The organism is Serratia sp. BIGb0234, from assembly GCF_024809915.1.
Taxonomy (GTDB): domain Bacteria; phylum Pseudomonadota; class Gammaproteobacteria; order Enterobacterales; family Enterobacteriaceae; genus Serratia; species Serratia liquefaciens.
Window position 1 is genome coordinate 161,921 of record NZ_JANUEI010000005.1, and the last position, 19,175, is coordinate 181,095.

A 19,175-nucleotide genomic window follows, 5' to 3' on the forward strand; every position below is an offset into this window, starting at 1 on the left:
GCGCCAGGGGAACTGCAGTTCCCCTGGCCGTTACTCTCAGCGGAGCCAACAAAATGGAACCCTACAATCCCCCGCAGGGCCCGATGCATATCCTGTATCAGGATGAGCACATTATCGTGGTCAACAAGCCAAGTGGCCTGCTGTCGGTCCCGGGCCGCGCGCCGGAAAATAAAGACAGCCTGATGACGCGCATTCAGGCGGATTTTCCGGCTGCCGAATCGGTGCATCGTCTGGATATGGCCACCAGCGGGGTGATTGTGGTGGCGCTGAACAAGGCGGCCGAGCGTGAACTCAAGCGCCAGTTCCGTGAGCGCGAGCCGAAGAAGTCCTACATCGCCCGCGTGTGGGGGCATCTGGCGCAGGATGAAGGTCTGGTGGATTTACCGCTGATTTGCGACTGGCCGAATCGGCCGCTGCAGAAAGTGTGTTTCGAGACCGGCAAAGCGGCGCAAACCGAATATCTGGTGTTGTCACGCGACGCCGACGGCAGCACGCGGGTCAAACTCATGCCGATCACTGGCCGCTCGCACCAGCTGCGCGTGCATATGCTGGCGCTGGGGCATCCTATCCTCGGCGACGGTTTCTATGCCACGCCAGAAGCCAAAGCCATGGCGCCGCGTTTACAGCTGCATGCACAAGAGCTGCGCATTACCCATCCGGCTTTCCAGACGCCGATGCACTTTCGCGTCGAACCCGACTTCTGACCGATATAAAGAGGGGCTCAGAGAATACCGAGCCCTCACCTCTTTTTACTTAAAGCCTTTCTCGCGTTTGATCAGGTCGTAGGCCGCCTGAATTTCCTGCGCTTTCTGCTTGGCCATTTCCATCATTTGCGGCGGCAAACCTTTCGCTACCAGCTTATCCGGATGGTGCTCGCTCATCAGCTTGCGGTAAGCGCGCTTGATGGTGGTCGCGTCGTCGCTGCTGCTGACACCCAATACCTTGCAGGCATCCTCCAGCGTTGGACCGCGTTGCGCCTGCTGGTAACCGCCTTGCGAATAACCGCCCTGCTGACCGCCGCCAAACTGGCGTCCGCCCTCCATCATGCTGAGGAACTGGTCGAACTGCGCACGTGAAATGCCCAGCTCTTCGGCGATCACATACAGTACCTGCCGTTCGTTAGGATGCAGTGACCCGTCGGCAAACGCCGCCTGGATCTGAATTTCCAGAAACATCCTAATCAGGTCAAAACGGCCAAAGCAGATGCTGCGGAACTGCTGCAGCGTTTCTCTCAGCGGGAACTGGCTCTGTTTGCCTTCACGAAACGCCTGCTGCGCCGCGGTACGGGCTTCCCCGTGCAGTTGCAGACGATCCATAAACAGGCTGGCGATCTGAATATCCGCCTCGGTAACGCGCCCTTTTGATTTGGTCAGGTGACCCATCACCTGAAAAGTGGTGCGGAAAAACAGCGTTTGCCGCGTTTGCTGGTCGGTAAAAAAGCCCCGGCTGCGCTTATTGCTACGCGCAGAGTCGATCATATGACCGACAATCAGCCCCAAAACTACACCCCAGAATCCCGCGCCAGCCCAAATGGCCACGATGACCCCGAGCAGTTTTCCCCAATACTGCATATACTCCTCAATTATCATGCCGAAAGCCGACTGCTCCCTTCCGTCTTAGGTAAGGGTTAAGGCGATTTTTCTCAGGATTTGGATTATCATACCTGTCATTTATCTTTGCGCCTATCGACGACGCAAGTAAACGGCCGGATTTAACACTAGCGCAACGCAGATGAGTGATATAGTCTCTGACCGTTTGCCGGACATGACGCCTCTGATGACGGAACACCAAAACCGCGTATGAAAAAAAGTTTCCCAACACTGCTGGCCACACTGATTTGGACGGCACTCTACAGTCAGCACGCGCTGGCTGACCTGGCCGAGCAATGTATGCTTGGCGTTCCTGTTTATGACAAACCGCTGGTCAGCGGCGATCCTAACAGCCTGCCTGTCACCATTCACGCCGATGATTCACGCGCGGACTATCCGAAAAGCGCGCTGTTCACCGGCAACGTGAATATTGAACAAGGCAACAGCACCCTGACCGCCAAACAGGTTGAACTGAACCAGACGCAAGACGCGGGGCAAACCGAACCGGTTCGCACCGTGACCGCTACGGGTGACGTGCACTACAGCGACAACCAGATCAAGTTGAAAGGCCCGAAAGCCTGGTCGAACCTGAATAATAAAGATACCGACGTCTATGAAGGCGACTACCAAATGGTAGGCCGTCAGGGACGTGGCGACGCCGACAAAATGAAGATGCGCGGCGCCAACCGTTACACCATTTTGGAAAACGGGACCTTTACCTCCTGTTTGCCGGGTGATAACAGCTGGAGCGTAGTCGGTTCCGAGGTGATCCACGACCGCGAAGAGCAAGTCGCTGAAATCTGGAACGCCCGCTTCAAAATTGGCGGTGTACCGGTATTCTACAGCCCGTACCTGCAATTGCCGGTCGGTGATAAGCGTCGTTCCGGCTTCCTGATCCCGAACGCAAAATATGGCAGCAGCAATGGCTTTGAGTTCATGCTGCCGTATTACTGGAACATTGCGCCGAACTTCGACGCCACTATCACCCCGCATTACATGTCCAAACGTGGCCTGCAGTTACAGAACGAATTCCGCTACCTGGTGCAGCCGGGTCTGGGCCTGATGGAATTGGACTGGTTGCCGGACGACAAGGAATACAGCAAGGACAATCCTGACGACAGTAAGCGTTGGTTGTTCTACTGGACTCACAACGGCGTGATGGATCAGGTGTGGCGTTTCAACGTCGACTACACCAAGGTCAGCGACTCCAAATACTTTACCGATCTGGATTCCAAATACGGTTCGACCACCGACGGTTATGCGACGCAGAAATTCAGCGTCGGCTACGCCATTGATAACTGGGATGCGACCTTAAGCTCCAAACAGTTCCAGATTTACGACGATACCGATCGCAGCAGCTCAGACTCCTACAAAGTTCAGCCGCAGCTCGACCTGAACTACTATAAAGAGGATCTCGGCCCGTTCGATTTCCGCATTTATGGTCAGGCCGCCAAGTTTATCAGCGTCAACCCCTATAGCCCGGATGCCACTCGTCTGCATATGGAACCGACGCTGAGCCTGCCGTTGACCAACGGCTGGGGCAGTATCAATACCGAAGCCAAGCTGCTGGCGACCCATTACCAGCAGGATATTCCTGACGGTTTCGCCAACAACTACAAGAACCGCACCGGCAGCGACGCCCCCGATCTCGAAGATTCGGTCAACCGCGTGTTGCCGCAGTTCAAGGTCGACGGCAAGATGGTGTTCGATCGCCCAATGAACTGGTCCGAAGGCTATACCCAGACCCTCGAGCCACGCGTACAGTACCTGTATGTACCCTATCGCGACCAAAGTAACATCTACACCTACGACACCACGCTGCTGCAAACCGACTACTCCGGTCTGTTCCGCGACCGTACTTACAGCGGCCTGGATCGCATTGCCTCACAGAACCGCGTATCGACCGGTTTGACCTCGCGTATTTATGATGACGCGCTGGTTGAACGTTTTAACGTTTCCGTGGGTCAAATCTACTACTTCAGCCGTTCCCGTACCGGCGACAAAACGACGAATTACGACAACAATGACGACACCGGTAGCCTGGCCTGGGCCGGCGACACCTATTGGAAGATTGACGATCGTTGGGGCCTGCGTGGCGGCCTGCAGTATGATACGCGTCTCAATAGCGTCTCGTTGGGTAACGCCGTGGTGGAATACCGTCAGGATTCCGAACGCGTATTGCAGTTGAACTACCGTTACGCTACGCCGGAGTATATTGAGACGGCACTGAACACCAGACAGGTGCCGGCTTATCAGGACGGTATTTCGCAGGTGGGCGTCACCGGCAGTTGGCCAATCGCCGATCGCTGGGCCGTCGTGGGGGCTTATTACTACGACACCCGTGCCCAACAGTCCGCCGATCAGTTGCTCGGTCTGAAGTACAACACCTGCTGCTGGGCAGTGACCTTGGGCTACGAGCGCAAGATCACCGACTGGAACAACAGCAACAATACCAGCGTTTATGACAACAAAGTTTCATTCAACATCGAACTGCGTGGCCTGAGCAGCGATCACAGTCTGGGCTCCGCGGAAATGTTGCGTTCCGGCATACTGCCTTACCAGCGTGCATTTTGATACTTTGTAACACTTTGAAAACGAGAACTTTCACCCGCATTTGCGGATTACAGAATGGGAAAAGTATGAAGAACTGGAGAACGCTTATTCTCGGATTGGTGGTTTGTGCCAATACCGCGTTCGCAGCACCCCAAGAAGTGGATAAAGTCGCCGCCGTCGTGGATAACGGCGTGGTACTTGAGAGCGACGTAAACACCCTGTTGCAGTCGGTGAAGCTCAATGCGCAGCAGGCCGGTCAGCAATTGCCGGATGACAAGACCCTGCGTCACCAGATCCTTGAACGTCTGATTATGGATAACATCCAACTGCAGATGGCCAAGAAAATGGGGATTAACGTCTCCGATGCCGATCTGGACAAAGCCATCGGCAACATCGCCGCACAGAACAAAATGAGCATCGATCAGATGCGCAGCCGTCTGGCGTATGAAGGTCTGAACTACAACACTTACCGTTCACAGATCCGCAAAGAAATGCTGATCAGCGAAGTGCGTAACAACGAAGTTCGCCGCCGCGTCACCATCCTGCCTCAGGAAGTGGACTCACTGGCGACTCAGGTTGGCGCTCAGAACGGCAGCGATACCGAAATGAACATCAGCCACATCCTGATCCCGCTGCCGGAGAACCCGACACAGGCGCAGGTTGACGATGCTGAAGCCCTGGCTAAACAGCTGATGGGTGAAATCAACGGCGGCGCCGACTTCGGCAAGCTGGCCATCTCCTACTCTGCAGATTCCCAAGCGCTGAAAGGCGGCAACATGGGCTGGGGCAAGCTACAGGAGATCCCTACCCTGTTCGCCGAAAGACTGGTTAACGCCAAAAAAGGCGACGTGGTTGGGCCAATCCGTTCCGGCGTCGGCTTCCACATCCTGAAAGTGAATGATATCCGTGGCGCCAACCAGTCGGTATCTGTCACCGAGGTTCATGCTCGTCACATTCTGCTGAAACCTTCCGTGGTGCTGACCGACGATCAGGCACGTGCCAAGCTGCAGGCGGTAGCCGAAGCCATCAAGAGCGGTCGCGCCAAGTTTGCTGACGAAGCCAAACAGCTTTCTCAGGATCCGGGTTCTGCACTGCAGGGCGGCGATCTGGGCTGGGCTTCTCCAGACATCTACGATCCGGCCTTCCGCGACGCGTTGATGAAGCTGAGCAAAGGCGAGGTCAGCCAACCGGTACACTCTTCCTTCGGCTGGCACCTGATCCAGCTGCTGGATACGCGTCAGGTGGACAAAACCGATGCGGCGCAAAAAGATCGCGCTTACCGCATGCTGTTCAACCGCAAGTTTGCTGAAGAAGCGCAGACCTGGATGCAGGAACAACGTGCTCAGGCTTACGTGAAGATCCTTGACGGTAATGCACAACAATAATCGTATCGTAATCACCCCCGGCGAGCCTGCCGGGGTTGGGCCGGATTTAGTGGCAGCGCTGGCGCAACAGGATTGGCCTGTTGAACTGGTGGTGTGCGCGGATCCGGCCTTGTTGCTTGAACGCGCCCGACAGTTGAACCTGCCGCTACAGCTGCGCACCTATCAGCCACAGCACCCCGCTCAGCCACAGCGTGCGGGTACGTTGACGGTATTGCCGGTTGCGACGGCTCATCCAGTAGTGGCTGGTGAGCTGAATGTGGGTAACAGTGCTTACGTGGTGGAAACGCTGGCGCGCGCCTGCGACGGTTGCCTGAACGGCGAGTTTGCTGCGCTGATCACCGGCCCGGTGAACAAGGGCGTGATCAACGACGCCGGTGTGCCCTTTATCGGCCATACCGAATTTTTTGCCGATCGCAGCGGTTGCGACCGCGTGGTAATGATGCTGGCGACCGAAGAGCTGCGCGTAGCGCTGGCAACCACCCACCTGCCTTTGCTGGCAGTGCCTGGTGCCATCACTCGCCAAAGCCTGTTCGAAGTCATCCGCATTCTCGACAACGATCTGAAAACCAAATTTGGCATCGCCCAGCCGCAGATATATGTCTGCGGACTGAACCCGCATGCGGGAGAAGGCGGCCATATGGGACGCGAAGAGATAGATACCATCATCCCGGCGCTAGACGCGCTGCGGACTGAAGGTATTCATCTGATCGGCCCGCTGCCGGCGGACACCCTGTTCCAGCCCAAGTATCTGCAACATGCGGATGCGGTGCTGGCGATGTATCACGATCAGGGCCTGCCGGTGCTAAAATACCAAGGGTTCGGCCGGGCGGTAAACATTACCCTCGGTTTGCCTTTTATCCGTACCTCGGTCGACCACGGTACCGCTCTGGAACTGGCCGGCACCGGCACCGCCGATGCGGGCAGTTTCAAAACGGCCTTGAATCTCGCCATTAAAATGATAATTAATTGTAATGAATAATAAAGTCCACCAAGGGCACTTTGCCCGCAAACGCTTTGGACAGAACTTTTTAACCGATCAGTTTGTCATCGATAGCATTGTTTCCGCCATTCACCCAATGCCGGGCGAAGCGGTCGTTGAAATCGGTCCCGGCCTGGGCGCACTGACCGAGCCGGTCGGCGCGCGCATGGACCGTATGACGGTGATTGAGCTGGACCGCGATCTGGCGGCCCGTCTGGCAAACCACCCGCAGTTGAAAGACAAGCTGACCATTCACCAGCAAGATGCCATGACGGTGAACTTCGCCGAAATGGCCGAGCAGGCTGGCCAACCGCTGCGCGTATTTGGTAACCTGCCGTACAACATCTCGACGCCGCTGATGTTCCACCTTTTCAGCTATACTCAGGCCATTCGCGACATGCACTTTATGTTGCAAAAAGAGGTGGTCAACCGCCTGGTTGCCGGCCCTAACAGCAAAGCCTACGGGCGTTTAACCGTGATGGCGCAGTACTACTGCAACGTTATTCCGGTGCTGGAAGTGCCACCAACTTCGTTCACTCCGGCGCCGAAAGTGGATTCCGCAGTGGTACGTCTGGTACCGCACAAGGTGAATCCAAATCCGGTGGGTGACGTGCGCATGCTGAGCCGCATCACGACTCAGGCGTTCAACCAGCGCCGGAAAACTGTCCGCAATAGCCTGGGGGATTTGTTCACTCCGGAGCAACTGACGGAATTGGGTATCGATCCGGTACTTAGAGCAGAAAATATTTCTGTGGCGCAATACTGTAAGCTGGCTAACTGGCTTTCAGCCAATCCCGCGCCGCAGCAATAAGGAGTAGTGATCATGATTGATTCGCCTCGCGTATGTATTCAGGTACAAAGTGTCTATGTGGAATCACAGTCGATACCTGAGGAAGAACGTTACGTCTTCGCTTATACCATCACCATTCGCAATTTGGGGCGTTTCAACGTGCAGCTGCTCGGCCGTTACTGGTTGATCACCAACAGCAATGGCCGTCAAACCGAAGTTCAGGGCGAAGGCGTGGTCGGCGAGCAGCCGCTCATTCCGCCCGGGGGCGAATTCCAATACACCAGCGGCGCCATTCTTGAAACGCCGCTGGGTACCATGGAAGGCCATTACGAAATGGTTGATCATCAGGGTCAGCCGTTCCAGACCGCTATTCCCGTGTTCCGCTTAGCCATTCCAACGCTGATTCACTGATTATGTCGACATATCTTATCGGCGACGTTCATGGCTGTTTTGATGAACTCAAGTCGCTATTGGCCCAGGTTGCCTTCGATCCCCAACATGACCAGCTGTGGCTGACCGGCGATCTGGTCGCGCGTGGCCCCGGTTCACTAGACGTGCTGCGCTACGTGCGCTCACTCGGACCGGCAGTACGCATGGTGCTGGGCAATCACGATCTGCATCTGCTGGCCGTTTATGCCGGCATCAGCCGCAATAAACCCAAAGATCGCATTACGTCGTTGCTGGAAGCGCCAGACGCCGATGAGCTGATCAACTGGCTGCGCCGCCAACCGGTGCTGCAGGTCGATGAGCAACTCAAGCTGGTGATGGCGCATGCCGGCATCACGCCGCAGTGGGACATTGAAACTGCGCAAACCTGTGCCCGTGAAGTGGAAGCCGTACTGAGCAGCGACAGCTATCCGCTGTTCCTCGACGCCATGTACGGTGACATGCCGAACAACTGGAGCCCGGAACTGAGCGGGCTGGCGCGCTTGCGTTTCAGCACCAATGCCCTGACGCGCATGCGCTACTGCTTCCCGAACGGCCAACTCGATATGATCTGCAAAGATGCGCCAGGCACTGCGCCTGCTCCGCTGAAACCCTGGTTTGATTTGCCACGATTGGTCGACGCCGATTACACCATTGTTTTCGGTCACTGGGCATCACTGGAAGGCAAAGGCACGCCGGAAGGCATTATTGGCCTGGATACCGGCTGTTGCTGGGGGGGCGATTTGACCATGTTGCGTTGGGAAGACCGGCAGTACTTTACCCAACCGGCCCATCGCAGCGATCTGTCCGACAGCGTACACCAGCAGGCCGCGTCATAATCCCGTCGGGGCGGTCAATGCCGCCCCGCTGTTTTCTTCTTAAGCCCCAATCACTCCACCGTCTTCACGCGTAATCATCAACACCGATGAGCGCGGACGCGGGCTATTGTTCGGGAAATGAGAATCACCTTCTTCACCCGGGTGCTGTACGTTGACGAACATCGTCTTGTAATCGGGGGTAAAGGTAATGCCAGTCAGTTCGCATGACTTTGGCCCAACCATAAAGCGGCGGATTTCGCCACTTTGCGGATCGCCCACCAGCATTTGGTTGTTGCCCTGTCCGGCATAGTCGCCCTTGTTGCTGTATTTGCCGTCGGTGAGGATCCACAGGCGACCGGTCTTATCAAAGCCCAGTCCGTCCGGACTGTTGAAAGTATTGTCGGCCGTGATATTTGGTGTGCCGCGATTCACGCCTTCCGGATGGGCAATCGGGTTACCGCACAGCGCGTAAATATCCCAGTTGAATGACGCAGCAGTGGCATCACCGCCTTCATCCCAACGGATAATTTGGCCGTAGACATTGTTCGGTCGCGGGTTAGCGGCATTCAACGGCATGCCTTCTTCACCACGTTTGCTGTTGTTGGTCAGCGTGCAGTAGGCGCGCCCATCATGTGGATTGACGGCGATCCATTCCGGCCGGTCCATTTTGGTAGCCCCCACCTGCGCCGCAGCCTTGCGGGCGAAGATCAACACTTCCGCCTCATCGCGGAAACCATTTTCCGGCGTCAGGCCATTTTTACCGAACTCCAGCGCTATCCAGCGCCCGGTACCTTTCAGCGGTGTGCCGTTGGCGTCCCCGTCAAACTGCGCCACATATAAAGTGCCTTCGTCCAGCAGGCTGCGGTTGTTGGCCGGGTTAGCCACGTCAACCACGCCTTTGGATACGTATTTATAGATGTGCTCACCACGCTCATCGTCACCCATGTAGACCACCAGGCGACCATCCTTGGCGACGGTCACCGCCGCATTTTCATGTTTGAAGCGGCCCAGCGCGGTGTGTTTGATTGGCGTTGAGCCAGGGTTCATCGGGTCGATTTCGACGATCCAGCCATGACGATTGAATTCATTAGGGTTCTTCGCCACGTCAAAGCGTTCATCGTAATCCGGCCAGTTACGCTCAGGTTCGCTGACTTTCAACGTATAGCGCGTTTGGTCCGCCGTGGTCTTGTAGTCGGCCTGATGAGTGCCAAAATAGGTATCGAAATTCTCTTCGCAGGTCAGGTAAGTGCCCCAAGGGGTTTTCCCGTTGGCGCAGTTACCGAAGGTACCCAATACCTTGCGGCCGCCAGGATCCGCCGCCGTTTGCAGCAGCGCGTGCCCGGCAGCCGGGCCGCTGAATTGCATCTCGGTGTTGGCGGTGATCCGGCGGTTATAACGCGATGGGCGCTCGACCTCCCAACGTTGGCTATCACCCACACGGCGTACCGCCACGATAGAAACGCCATGGGCAGCCTGTGACTTGCGCACGTCTTCAAGACTGGTGGCTTTGGTGCCGCCATGAGCAAACAGGTATTGCTCGTTGACGTATTCGTTGTTGATGGCCATCACGCCGTGATTGTCATCAATCGGGAAGAAGCTCATACCGTCATTATTATCGCCGAATTGCTTTTCCTGATCGGCAGCGCTGTTGTTGCCCTGTGGGTCGAAAGCGGCAGCTCCCTCAACCAGCGGCTCACCCCAGGAGATCAGCACCTCGGCGCGATACCCTGGCGCAATCGCCACCTCATCAGCGGTGGAAGCGGCAATCCCTTTAAAGCCCAGCAGCTTGTTCGGTGGCAAATCTTCCGCCAGAGCCTGAGCGGAAACCGTCCAAATACCGCCGCCGAGGAAACCGGCCAGGCCAACGGCACCGGCGCTGCCCAGCAACAGTTTACGGCGAGTGGGATCGGTCAGGCGATCGGCATCTAATTGCTCAATTTTGGTCGTCATAGGTTTATTTCCTTTTTAATATGGCGCCGCGATCGAGATTCACCAGAGTTGCCGGGGCGCTCAGAGTTGGGCTTCATACTAATCAGGAAGTGTGACGAAAATGTTACAACGAAAAGTCAGGGAGAGGTGGGTGGTAAAAAGACAAAGGGCGCAATCACTTGCGCCCTCAGAAGGATACGGTTAATCGCCGGCCATTAACGGCGTTCCAGGATCTCGAAACAATAGCTGTGAGAATTCAACTCGTCGGCATCGTGGAACTCGCTGAACGAGGTTTCCCATTCGTCCGGCTCATAGTCTGGGAAATGGGTGTCACCGCCGACTTCGGCATCGATATGCGTCAGGTACATACGGTTAGCGCGTGCCAGGAACTGGGTATAAATACGCCCGCCGCCCATCACCATCACTTCTTCCACATCACCGGCTGCGGCCAGCGCTTCGTCCAGCGAAGTCGCCCAGGTCACCCCGGCGTCAGTGCCAGGACGGCTGCTCAACACGATGTTATGGCGGCCCGGTAACGGACGACCAATAGACTCGAAAGTTTTACGGCCCATAATAACCGGTTTATTCAGCGTGTTACGTTTAAACCACGCGAGGTCCGCCGGCAGGTGCCAAGGCATGGCGTTTTCCATGCCAATAACGCGATCCGCCGCCAAGGCAGCGATCAGGCTGATAATCATTGTTAAACCCTGTGTAGGCAGCAAAATTGCTCACACTATACGTAAAGCCCCAACGGTCGTCGATAGGCTAATCAAGCAATATGAATATATAAGATAGCTCTTATCAGTATATCTAATGCCCAACAATTTTTGGCCCATGATCCTTAAACGCCGGGACGTTTGCGGTATAACCACAGCCCAGGTAATGACAGCCCAATCGATAATGCCCCCACGATAAAGCAGGCTTTGAGGAAGTTGGTCATCATGGTGGCCATCAGCGCCTCGCTGTATCCCAGATGCGAAATCTCCACCACGCTGATCATCGCGGTATAGGCCGAGATACCGGGGAACATCGGGATCACTGCCGCCACGGTAAACACCTTCGGATGCGCCAACAGCCAGCGCGACCAATAAATACCGATGATGCCAATCAGGATCGCCGCCAGCAGCGATGACCATTCAATATTCATCCCCACATGCATCATCAGCATGCGGGAGCCGTGGCCAATCGCCCCCAACAGCGCACAATAGCGCAGTGCGCGCAGCGGCACGTTGAACACCATGGCAAAACCCAACGCCGGCACCGCCGCCAGCAGCATATCCTGCAATAAGGCCCAGAGCAGACTCATGACCACCCCCGCAGATCCCACAGCGACATCGCCATCACCACGCCGATACAGGTAGCCAGCGTCAGCAGACTGGCCATCGCCCAGCGCGCCAAACCGGTATTGACGTGGCCCTTGAACATGTCGGCCACCGCGTTAATCAGCGGGAAACCGGGCACCAGCAGCAATACGCTGGCGGCCATCGCCACGGTGGAGGTTTCGTTAAACAGCGGCAGCCGCAGCAACAGCCCGGAAACCGAGGTCGCGACAAAGGCCGTCAGGCAAAAGTTAATCAAGGGATTCATGTGGCGTGCGGTCAGCACCTGACGCACCGACATAGCCAGGCCGCTGGCAATAAAGGTGACGGCAAAGGCCTTTTGATCGCCGCCGTTCAGCACGCTGAAACAACCGCATGACAGCGCCACCATCAATACCACCAACCAGCGTGGATAACGCAAAGGGCGGATCTTGTCGAAGCGCCGGGCAACGTCATGCACATCCGCCAGCCGATGCTCTGCCAAAATAACGATGTGCTGCACCTCCGTCACCATCTGCATATTGATGCCGCGATCGACGTTCTTGCGCGTGGTGGTCAGACACTCACCGTGGCTGATGGTGGTCAGCACCACCGCATTGGCCGAGATCGAACTTTCAACGCTGTCCATCCCCAGCGCTATCCCCAATCGGGTCGATAACTGCTCCACCACCGTGCTCTCGGCACCGTGCTGCAGCAACAGTAAAGCGCACTGAATGCACAGGCGGGTAATTTCACGCTGCTGTCGCTGCGTTTCCGGCTGGTCTATATGGGTTGTCTGATACATGAGGCCCCGTCGAGATCCCTGAGTGAATATTCATCATATTGCCAAACATTACCTCATTTGGTTGATGCGTATCAGGGGACGTGGCGTTATTATCGCCTCCATTACGCCTTTTGTGCAGAGAGTCAAATCATGCTTGAAACTTCGCTGTTCGTTGCTGGTATCGCCACCTTGGGCATGCTGTCACCCGGCCCGGACTTTTTCCTGGTGATCAAGAACGCCGCCCGCTACCCGCGTCTGGCCGCGATGATGACGGCTTTCGGCGTGATCTGCGGCGTCGCCACTCACATGTCTTACTGCGTCGCCGGGCTGGCGGTCGTGATCACCACCACGCCATGGCTGTTCAACGTGCTGAAATACGCCGGTGCGGTCTACCTGATTTGGGTCGGCATTCAGGCACTGCTGTCGCGCAGCGGCAGCAAGATGAACGTCAGTAACCTGCCGCCGCAGCAAACAAGCCTGAAAAGCGCCTTCGTACAGGGCTATCTGTGCAATTTGCTCAACCCAAAAGCTACGCTGTTCTTCCTGGCGGTATTCACCCAGGTGCTGCAAATCGACTCAGGGTTGGGCGAAAAACTGTGGTATGCGGGAATTATCCTTGGCCTGTCTGCTCTCTGGTGGCCAGTTCTGGTGTTCCTGATCCAAAGCGGACCGGTGCGTCGTGGCCTGGAGAAAACGCAAAAGGTGGTGGATAAGCTGCTGGGCGGGATGCTGATTGCTCTGGGTATCAAGGTGGCGCTGAGTTAATTCGGCCATCGTGGGCGCAGCCCGACGGCTGCGCCCATTAGGCTTATCCCTTGGCTTCCACCACCTCATCTTCCGGCGCTTTGCCATCAATACTGCCACGCCAACCACTCTGCGGTACTCGCGCCAACCGATCCTGATCCTGTTCGATGGCCGCGCTGAGCATTTCTTTCGCCCGCTGCAGGCTGGCAACGCGGAATTCGGTATCCTGATAATTATCCAGCGTGTCTTCCAGCATTTTCAGGTTATAGCGGCGGAAAGTATCCGCTTTTTCCCGCGCCTCGTAGGCGTCCAGCCCCAGCAGCTCCAGCGTTTCGCGGCCTATGCGTAGCGAGCTTTCAAAGGTTTCACGCTCCGGCTTTTCCACGCCTAACTGACGCAGCTGATACCAGTGATCGACATCACGCGCGCGCGCTACCACTTTCAGGTGCGGGAAGTGCCGTTTTGCCAACTCGGTCAGTTGCAGGTTAGCCTCCACGTCGTCGATGGCGTTGATCAACACCTTGGCGTGCTCGGCACCGGCGGCCTCCAGCAGATCGGCGCGGGTGGCATCACCATAAAACACCTTGGTATCGAACTTGCGCAGCGTTTCAATATGGTCAGGATCGTGATCCAACACCACGGTATGTACGCCATTGGCCAGCAGTAAACGGCCGGCTATCTGACCGAAACGACCAAACCCGGCGATGATCACGCTGGCGTTCTCTTCATCAATCACATCCGCCGGGCGTTCGTCTTTCGGCGTATTTTTCTCGAGCCGTGTTGCCACCACCAGCAGCAGCGGCGTCGCCGCCATCGACAGGGCAACCGCCAGCGTCAACGATTTGGCCCAGTCTGGCGGCAATACTCCGGCCAGTTGAGCGGCGCCGAAGATCACGAAGGCAAACTCACTGCCCTGACCCAGCAGGATCGCGAACATGCCGCGTTGACGCTTCGGAACCCCAAGCCAGGAGCCAATCAGCCACAGCAGCGCCGCCTTGATCAGCATAAAGCCCAGCAGCAGCGAGGCGATCAGCAGCGGGTGATGGAACAAGGTACCGAAGTCGATCGACATGCCAACGCCGATAAAGAACAGCCCGAGCAGCAGCCCCTTGAACGGCTGAATATCGCTTTCCAGCGCATGGCGGTATTCAGAGCTCGCCAGCAGCACCCCGGCGAGGAAGGCGCCCATCGCCATCGACAGCCCGGCCATTTCCAGCAGAATGCCAAAGCCGAACACCAGGAACAGCGCCACGGCGCTGAAAACCTCACGCATGCCCGATCGCGCGACAAAATGCAGCAGCGGCCGGGTCACATAGCGCCCCAGCAGTACCACTATTGCCAGCGCACCCACCACTTTGGCCGCTGACAGGGAAAACGCCGCTAACGTAGTCGTGGCACCGCTGCTGGCCAGCAGTGGGATCATCGCCACCAGGGGGATCGCCGCGATATCCTGGAACAGCAGTGCCGCAAACGCACTGCGACCAATCGGCGACGGCGTCAGGTTACGTTCGCTCATGGCCTGCATGGCGATGGCGGTGGATGACAACGCCAGCGTCAGGCCAATCAGCAGCGCCACCTTCCAGTTCAATCCGAGGAAGTAGCAAAAGGCGCTCAGCGCCAATCCGCATGCTGCCATCTGAATAATGCCACCGCCAAATACCGAGGCGCGCAGCGTCCACAGCCGTTTCGGATCCAACTCCAGGCCGATGATAAACAGCATCAGCACCACGCCGATTTCGGCAAAGGTGAGGATCGATTCGGCATCGGAGACCAGCTTCAGCCCCCAGGGGCCAATAATGCAGCCGGCAATCAGGTAGCCCAACACCGAGCCCAGCCCGAGCCGCACCGCAATCGGCACAAACAACGCGGCCGATCCCAAATAGATCAGCCCCTCAATCATCATCTGGTGATTATCCATGCTCAACTCCCTGCTCGGCGGGTTCACCGTGTTCCATCAGATAGGCTACCAGCCGTTGACGGTAGGCTTCCCCTGCCGCAATCAGCGCCGGTTCATTGCAGGTAAAGGTGTTATGCACGGCAAAATACGGTTGCCAATGCATACCGCAGTACAGCGCCGTCGCTTGCAGCGGCTGCCCGAGAGCCGCGAAGTTCGGGTAATCGCCCAGCTCGAAATGGTGTTCATCGCCACCGCTGGTCACTGCCCACAGCACATCTTTGCCCACCAGGGCATTGCCTTCATGACCATAGGCCCAGCCGTGCTCCAGCACCTTATCGATCCACAATTTCAGCAGCGGCGGTTGGCTGTACCATTGCATCGGATGTTGCAGCACTACCAGATCGGCGCGCTCCAGTGCCCGCTGTTCGGCATTGATATCGATGTTGAAGTCGGGATACAGCTCATACAGCGAGCGTACCTCCACCTCGGGAATATCCTTCACGGCCTGCAGCAGGCGGTGATTGGCATGCGAATGCCGGGGATAGGGATGGGCGTAAATAATCAGAATCATTGTTGTCGTCGTTCCTTCGTTCCATGCCAATACATCAAGCATATACCAATCACACAGGGTGACAGTTTGCTGAATGATTGATAGCGGAAATTTCTAATTCACGACAACAAATTCACTGAACAAGTTAAAAAAATAAGGGCGCTGCAATGAACTGCAGCGCCCTGGCTTTTACGGCATCATCGAATTACTTGGTGATACGCGCGTGCAACTCCTGCACCGAAGTCACCTGCTCGGTCGGATCCGCTTTTAGCGCCATCGCGGTGGCAAAGCCGCCGTTCAGGGTCGTATCGTAATGCACCTTGTACTGCAATGCGCTACGACGGATCAGCTTGGAGTCCTCAATCGCCTGGCGACCGGCGGTGGTGTTGACGATGTAGGTGTATTCGCCATTCTTGATACGGTCCTGAATGTGCGGACGGCCTTCATGCACCTTGTTGACCAGGCGTGGGTTAATCCCCGCTTCGCCCAGCACCACGGCGGTACCGTGAGTGGCATCCAGCTCGAAGCCCTGTTTCAGCAGGCTTGCCGCCAGATCTACTACCCGGGCTTTATCGCCTTCACGCACCGACAGCAGCGCACGGCCCTGTTTTTTCATGCCTGACTGGCTGCCGAGCATCGCCTTGGAGAAGGCCTCGGCAAAGGTGCGGCCCACGCCCATCACTTCCCCGGTAGAGCGCATTTCCGGCCCTAAAATCGGGTCGACGCCTGGGAACTTGTTGAACGGCAGCACCACTTCTTTTACCGAGTAGTAAGGCGGGATGACTTCTTCCGTCACGCCCTGCTCTGCCAGGGTTTTGCCTGCCATCACGCGCGCAGCCACTTTGGCCAACGGCACGCCGGTGGCCTTGGAAACAAACGGCACGGTACGCGCGGCGCGTGGGTTGACTTCAATCAGGTAGACTTCATTGTTCTTCACGGCGAACTGCACGTTCATCAAACCGCGCACCTGCAGCTCAAACGCCAGTTTCTCAACCTGCTGACGCATCACGTCCTGAATTTCCTTGCTCAGGGTGTAGGCCGGCAGTGAACAAGCCGAGTCACCGGAGTGCACGCCCGCCTGTTCGATGTGTTCCATGATGCCACCGATCAGCACTCGTTCGCCGTCGCAGATGGCGTCGACGTCGACTTCTACCGCGTCATCCAGGAAGCGGTCCAGCAGCACCGGGGCGTCGTTGGAGACGCTGACTGCGTTTTGGAAGTAACGGCGCAGGTCGATTTCGTCGTAAACGATTTCCATCGCCCGACCGCCCAGCACATAAGAAGGACGTACCACCAGCGGGTAACCGATCCCGGCCGCTTTCTCTACCGCCTGCTCAATGGTTGCCACGGTGGCGTTGGCCGGCTGTTTCAGGCCCAGACGGTGTACCGCCTGCTGGAAACGCTCACGGTCCTCGGCGCGGTCAATCGCGTCCGGGCTGGTGCCGATAATAGGTACGCCTGCGGCTTCCAGCTCGCGCGCCAATTTCAGCGGCGTCTGGCCACCGTATTGCACGATAACGCCTTTCGGCTTCTCGATGCGCACGATTTCCAGCACGTCCTCCAACGTTACCGGCTCGAAGTACAGACGGTCGGAGGTGTCGTAGTCGGTAGACACGGTTTCTGGGTTACAGTTGACCATGATGGTCTCGTAACCGTCTTCGCGCAGCGCCAGTGAGGCATGCACGCAACAGTAATCGAATTCGATACCCTGGCCGATACGGTTTGGCCCGCCGCCCAGCACCATCACTTTCGGACGGTCGTTGGTCGGGTTGGACTCGCACTCTTCTTCATAGGTGGAGTACATGTAAGCGGTGTCGGTGGCGAATTCCGCCGCGCAGGTATCCACACGCTTGTAAACCGGGTGCAGGCCATAGCCATGACGCAGCTTGCGGATTTCGCTTTCGGCGACGCCGGCCAAGATGGCCAGACGCGCATCGGCGAAGCCTTTGCGCTTCAGGGTGCGCAGGAACTCTTTCGTCAGGCCGTTGATGCCGGTACCGGCAACCTGTTCTTCCAGACGCACCAGCTCTTCAATCTGCACCAGGAACCAGCGGTCTACGTTGGTCAGGTTGAAGACGCCGTCAACGGACAGGCCGGCGCGGAAGGCGTCAGCGATGTACCAGATGCGGTCAGAACCGGCGTCTTTCAGCTCACGACGGATTTTGGTCAGTGCTTCCGGGTCATCCAGGCTCACTTTAGGGTCAAAACCGGTGGCGCCCACTTCAAGCCCGCGCAATGCTTTCTGCAGCGACTCTTGCTGGGTACGGCCAATCGCCATCACTTCGCCGACGGATTTCATCTGGGTAGTCAGACGGTCATTGGCACCGGCAAATTTCTCGAAGTTGAAACGAGGGATCTTGGTCACGACGTAGTCGATGGACGGTTCAAACGACGCCGGCGTACGGCCACCGGTGATGTCGTTCATCAGCTCATCGAGGGTGTAACCCACCGCCAGTTTGGCGGCGATTTTGGCAATCGGGAAGCCAGTGGCTTTAGATGCCAGCGCCGAAGAGCGGGATACGCGCGGGTTCATTTCGATGACGATCAAACGGCCGGTTTTCGGGTTAACCGAGAACTGCACGTTGGAACCACCGGTTTCCACGCCGATTTCACGCAGTACCGCCATCGAGGCGTTACGCATGATTTGGTATTCTTTGTCGGTCAGGGTTTGCGCCGGTGCTACGGTGATGGAGTCGCCGGTATGGATACCCATGGCATCGAAGTTTTCGATCGAACAGACGATGATGCAGTTATCGTTCTTATCGCGCACCACCTCCATCTCGTACTCTTTCCAGCCGATCAGCGACTCGTCAATCAACAGCTCTTTGGTTGGAGACAGGTCCAGACCACGCTCGCAGATCTCTTCGAACTCTTCGCGGTTGTAGGCGATGCCGCCACCGGTGCCACCCATGGTAAAGGAAGGACGGATAATGCACGGGAAGCCGACGTCAGCGGCCACCGCCAGCGCTTCTTCCATATTGTGCGCAATACCGGAGCGCGCGGTGTCCAGGCCGATTTTTTTCATCGCCACGTCGAAGCGACGACGGTCTTCTGCTTTGTCGATCGCGTCAGCGGTAGCGCCAATCATGGTCACGCCGAACTCGGCCAGCACGCCCTGACGTTCCAGCTCCAGCGCGCAGTTCAGTGCGGTCTGGCCGCCCATGGTCGGCAGCACGGCATCCGGACGCTCTTTTTCGATGATTTTACGCACCACTTCCCAGTGGATTGGCTCGATGTAGGTCGCATCCGCCATTTCCGGGTCGGTCATGATGGTGGCCGGGTTGGAGTTGACCAGAATAACGCGGTAACCCTCTTCGCGCAGCGCTTTACACGCCTGGGCACCCGAGTAGTCGAACTCACACGCCTGGCCGATAACAATCGGGCCAGCGCCGAGGATCAGGATGCTTTTTATGTCTGTACGTTTTGGCATTTT

Annotated in this window: 16 protein-coding genes; 8 read left to right on the forward strand and 8 right to left on the reverse strand. The window is 57.0% G+C overall.

The window, feature by feature from the left end; genetic code table 11:
• The first annotated feature begins 53 nt into the window (after positions 1–53).
• Positions 54–704 carry a bifunctional tRNA pseudouridine(32) synthase/23S rRNA pseudouridine(746) synthase RluA gene (rluA, locus tag M2407_RS18760; RefSeq protein ID WP_046374535.1) on the forward strand — a complete coding sequence of 217 codons (651 nt, stop codon included), beginning with the start codon at positions 54–56 and terminating at the stop codon, positions 702–704.
• 45 nt (positions 705–749) lie between these two features.
• Here the strand turns inward: rluA and djlA are convergent, their stop codons facing one another.
• Positions 750–1,571, reverse strand: coding sequence for a co-chaperone DjlA (gene djlA, locus M2407_RS18765; RefSeq protein ID WP_020825180.1), 822 nt, complete (start codon positions 1,569–1,571; stop codon positions 750–752).
• Between the two features lie 228 nt (positions 1,572–1,799).
• On the opposite strand from djlA, the gene lptD reads away from it, so the two are divergent.
• From lptD to apaH, 6 genes are all read left to right on the forward strand, one after another.
• Positions 1,800–4,163, forward strand: a complete 2,364-nt coding sequence (gene lptD, locus M2407_RS18770; protein ID WP_130016170.1) for an LPS assembly protein LptD — start codon at positions 1,800–1,802, stop codon at positions 4,161–4,163.
• Positions 4,164–4,228: 65 nt separating this feature from the next.
• On the forward strand, positions 4,229–5,527 hold the full coding sequence (surA, locus tag M2407_RS18775; RefSeq protein WP_041414190.1) for a peptidylprolyl isomerase SurA: 1,299 nt from the start codon (positions 4,229–4,231) through the stop codon (positions 5,525–5,527).
• Complete coding sequence (gene pdxA, locus M2407_RS18780) at positions 5,514–6,506, forward strand: 4-hydroxythreonine-4-phosphate dehydrogenase PdxA (protein WP_046374537.1); 993 nt, start codon at positions 5,514–5,516, stop codon at positions 6,504–6,506. The genes surA and pdxA overlap by 14 nt, the downstream gene beginning before the upstream one ends.
• Complete coding sequence (gene rsmA / locus M2407_RS18785) at positions 6,499–7,317, forward strand: 16S rRNA (adenine(1518)-N(6)/adenine(1519)-N(6))-dimethyltransferase RsmA (RefSeq protein ID WP_020825176.1); 819 nt, start codon at positions 6,499–6,501, stop codon at positions 7,315–7,317. The genes pdxA and rsmA overlap by 8 nt, the downstream gene beginning before the upstream one ends.
• A gap of 12 nt (positions 7,318–7,329) precedes the next feature.
• Positions 7,330–7,707, forward strand: coding sequence for a Co2+/Mg2+ efflux protein ApaG (gene apaG, locus M2407_RS18790; protein ID WP_012005174.1), 378 nt, complete (start codon positions 7,330–7,332; stop codon positions 7,705–7,707).
• 2 nt (positions 7,708–7,709) lie between these two features.
• Positions 7,710–8,561: a bis(5'-nucleosyl)-tetraphosphatase (symmetrical) ApaH gene (apaH, locus tag M2407_RS18795; RefSeq protein WP_116691303.1), complete on the forward strand. Its 852-nt coding sequence runs from the start codon at positions 7,710–7,712 to the stop codon at positions 8,559–8,561.
• A gap of 39 nt (positions 8,562–8,600) precedes the next feature.
• Here apaH and M2407_RS18800 read toward each other — a convergent pair whose 3' ends face one another.
• The 4 genes from M2407_RS18800 to M2407_RS18815 form a co-directional block, all read right to left on the reverse strand.
• Positions 8,601–10,490 (reverse strand): PhoX family phosphatase, encoded by a 1,890-nt coding sequence (locus M2407_RS18800; RefSeq protein WP_259218898.1) that lies wholly within the window; start codon positions 10,488–10,490, stop codon positions 8,601–8,603.
• Positions 10,491–10,684: 194 nt separating this feature from the next.
• Positions 10,685–11,167: a type 3 dihydrofolate reductase gene (folA, locus tag M2407_RS18805; RefSeq protein ID WP_020825173.1), complete on the reverse strand. Its 483-nt coding sequence runs from the start codon at positions 11,165–11,167 to the stop codon at positions 10,685–10,687.
• A gap of 143 nt (positions 11,168–11,310) precedes the next feature.
• Positions 11,311–11,775, reverse strand: coding sequence for a threonine/serine exporter (locus M2407_RS18810; RefSeq protein ID WP_020825172.1), 465 nt, complete (start codon positions 11,773–11,775; stop codon positions 11,311–11,313).
• Positions 11,772–12,572 carry a threonine/serine exporter ThrE family protein gene (locus tag M2407_RS18815; RefSeq protein ID WP_259218903.1) on the reverse strand — a complete coding sequence of 267 codons (801 nt, stop codon included), beginning with the start codon at positions 12,570–12,572 and terminating at the stop codon, positions 11,772–11,774. Before M2407_RS18815 ends, M2407_RS18810 begins: the two co-directional genes overlap by 4 nt.
• Positions 12,573–12,701: 129 nt before the next feature.
• Between M2407_RS18815 and M2407_RS18820 the strand changes: the two genes are divergently transcribed.
• Positions 12,702–13,316: a LysE family translocator gene (locus M2407_RS18820; RefSeq protein ID WP_020825170.1), complete on the forward strand. Its 615-nt coding sequence runs from the start codon at positions 12,702–12,704 to the stop codon at positions 13,314–13,316.
• Between the two features lie 43 nt (positions 13,317–13,359).
• Here M2407_RS18820 and kefC read toward each other — a convergent pair whose 3' ends face one another.
• The 3 genes from kefC to carB all read right to left on the reverse strand — a co-directional run bounded on the left by kefC (position 13,360) and on the right by carB (position 19,172).
• Complete coding sequence (gene kefC, locus M2407_RS18825) at positions 13,360–15,213, reverse strand: glutathione-regulated potassium-efflux system protein KefC (RefSeq protein ID WP_259218904.1); 1,854 nt, start codon at positions 15,211–15,213, stop codon at positions 13,360–13,362.
• Positions 15,206–15,763 (reverse strand): glutathione-regulated potassium-efflux system oxidoreductase KefF, encoded by a 558-nt coding sequence (gene kefF / locus M2407_RS18830; RefSeq protein ID WP_020825168.1) that lies wholly within the window; start codon positions 15,761–15,763, stop codon positions 15,206–15,208. Before kefF ends, kefC begins: the two co-directional genes overlap by 8 nt.
• Before the next feature lie 184 nt (positions 15,764–15,947).
• Entirely contained in the window at positions 15,948–19,172 is a 3,225-nt protein-coding gene (carB, locus tag M2407_RS18835; RefSeq protein ID WP_044554139.1) for a carbamoyl-phosphate synthase large subunit, read from the reverse strand.
• Positions 19,173–19,175: the final 3 nt, after the last annotated feature.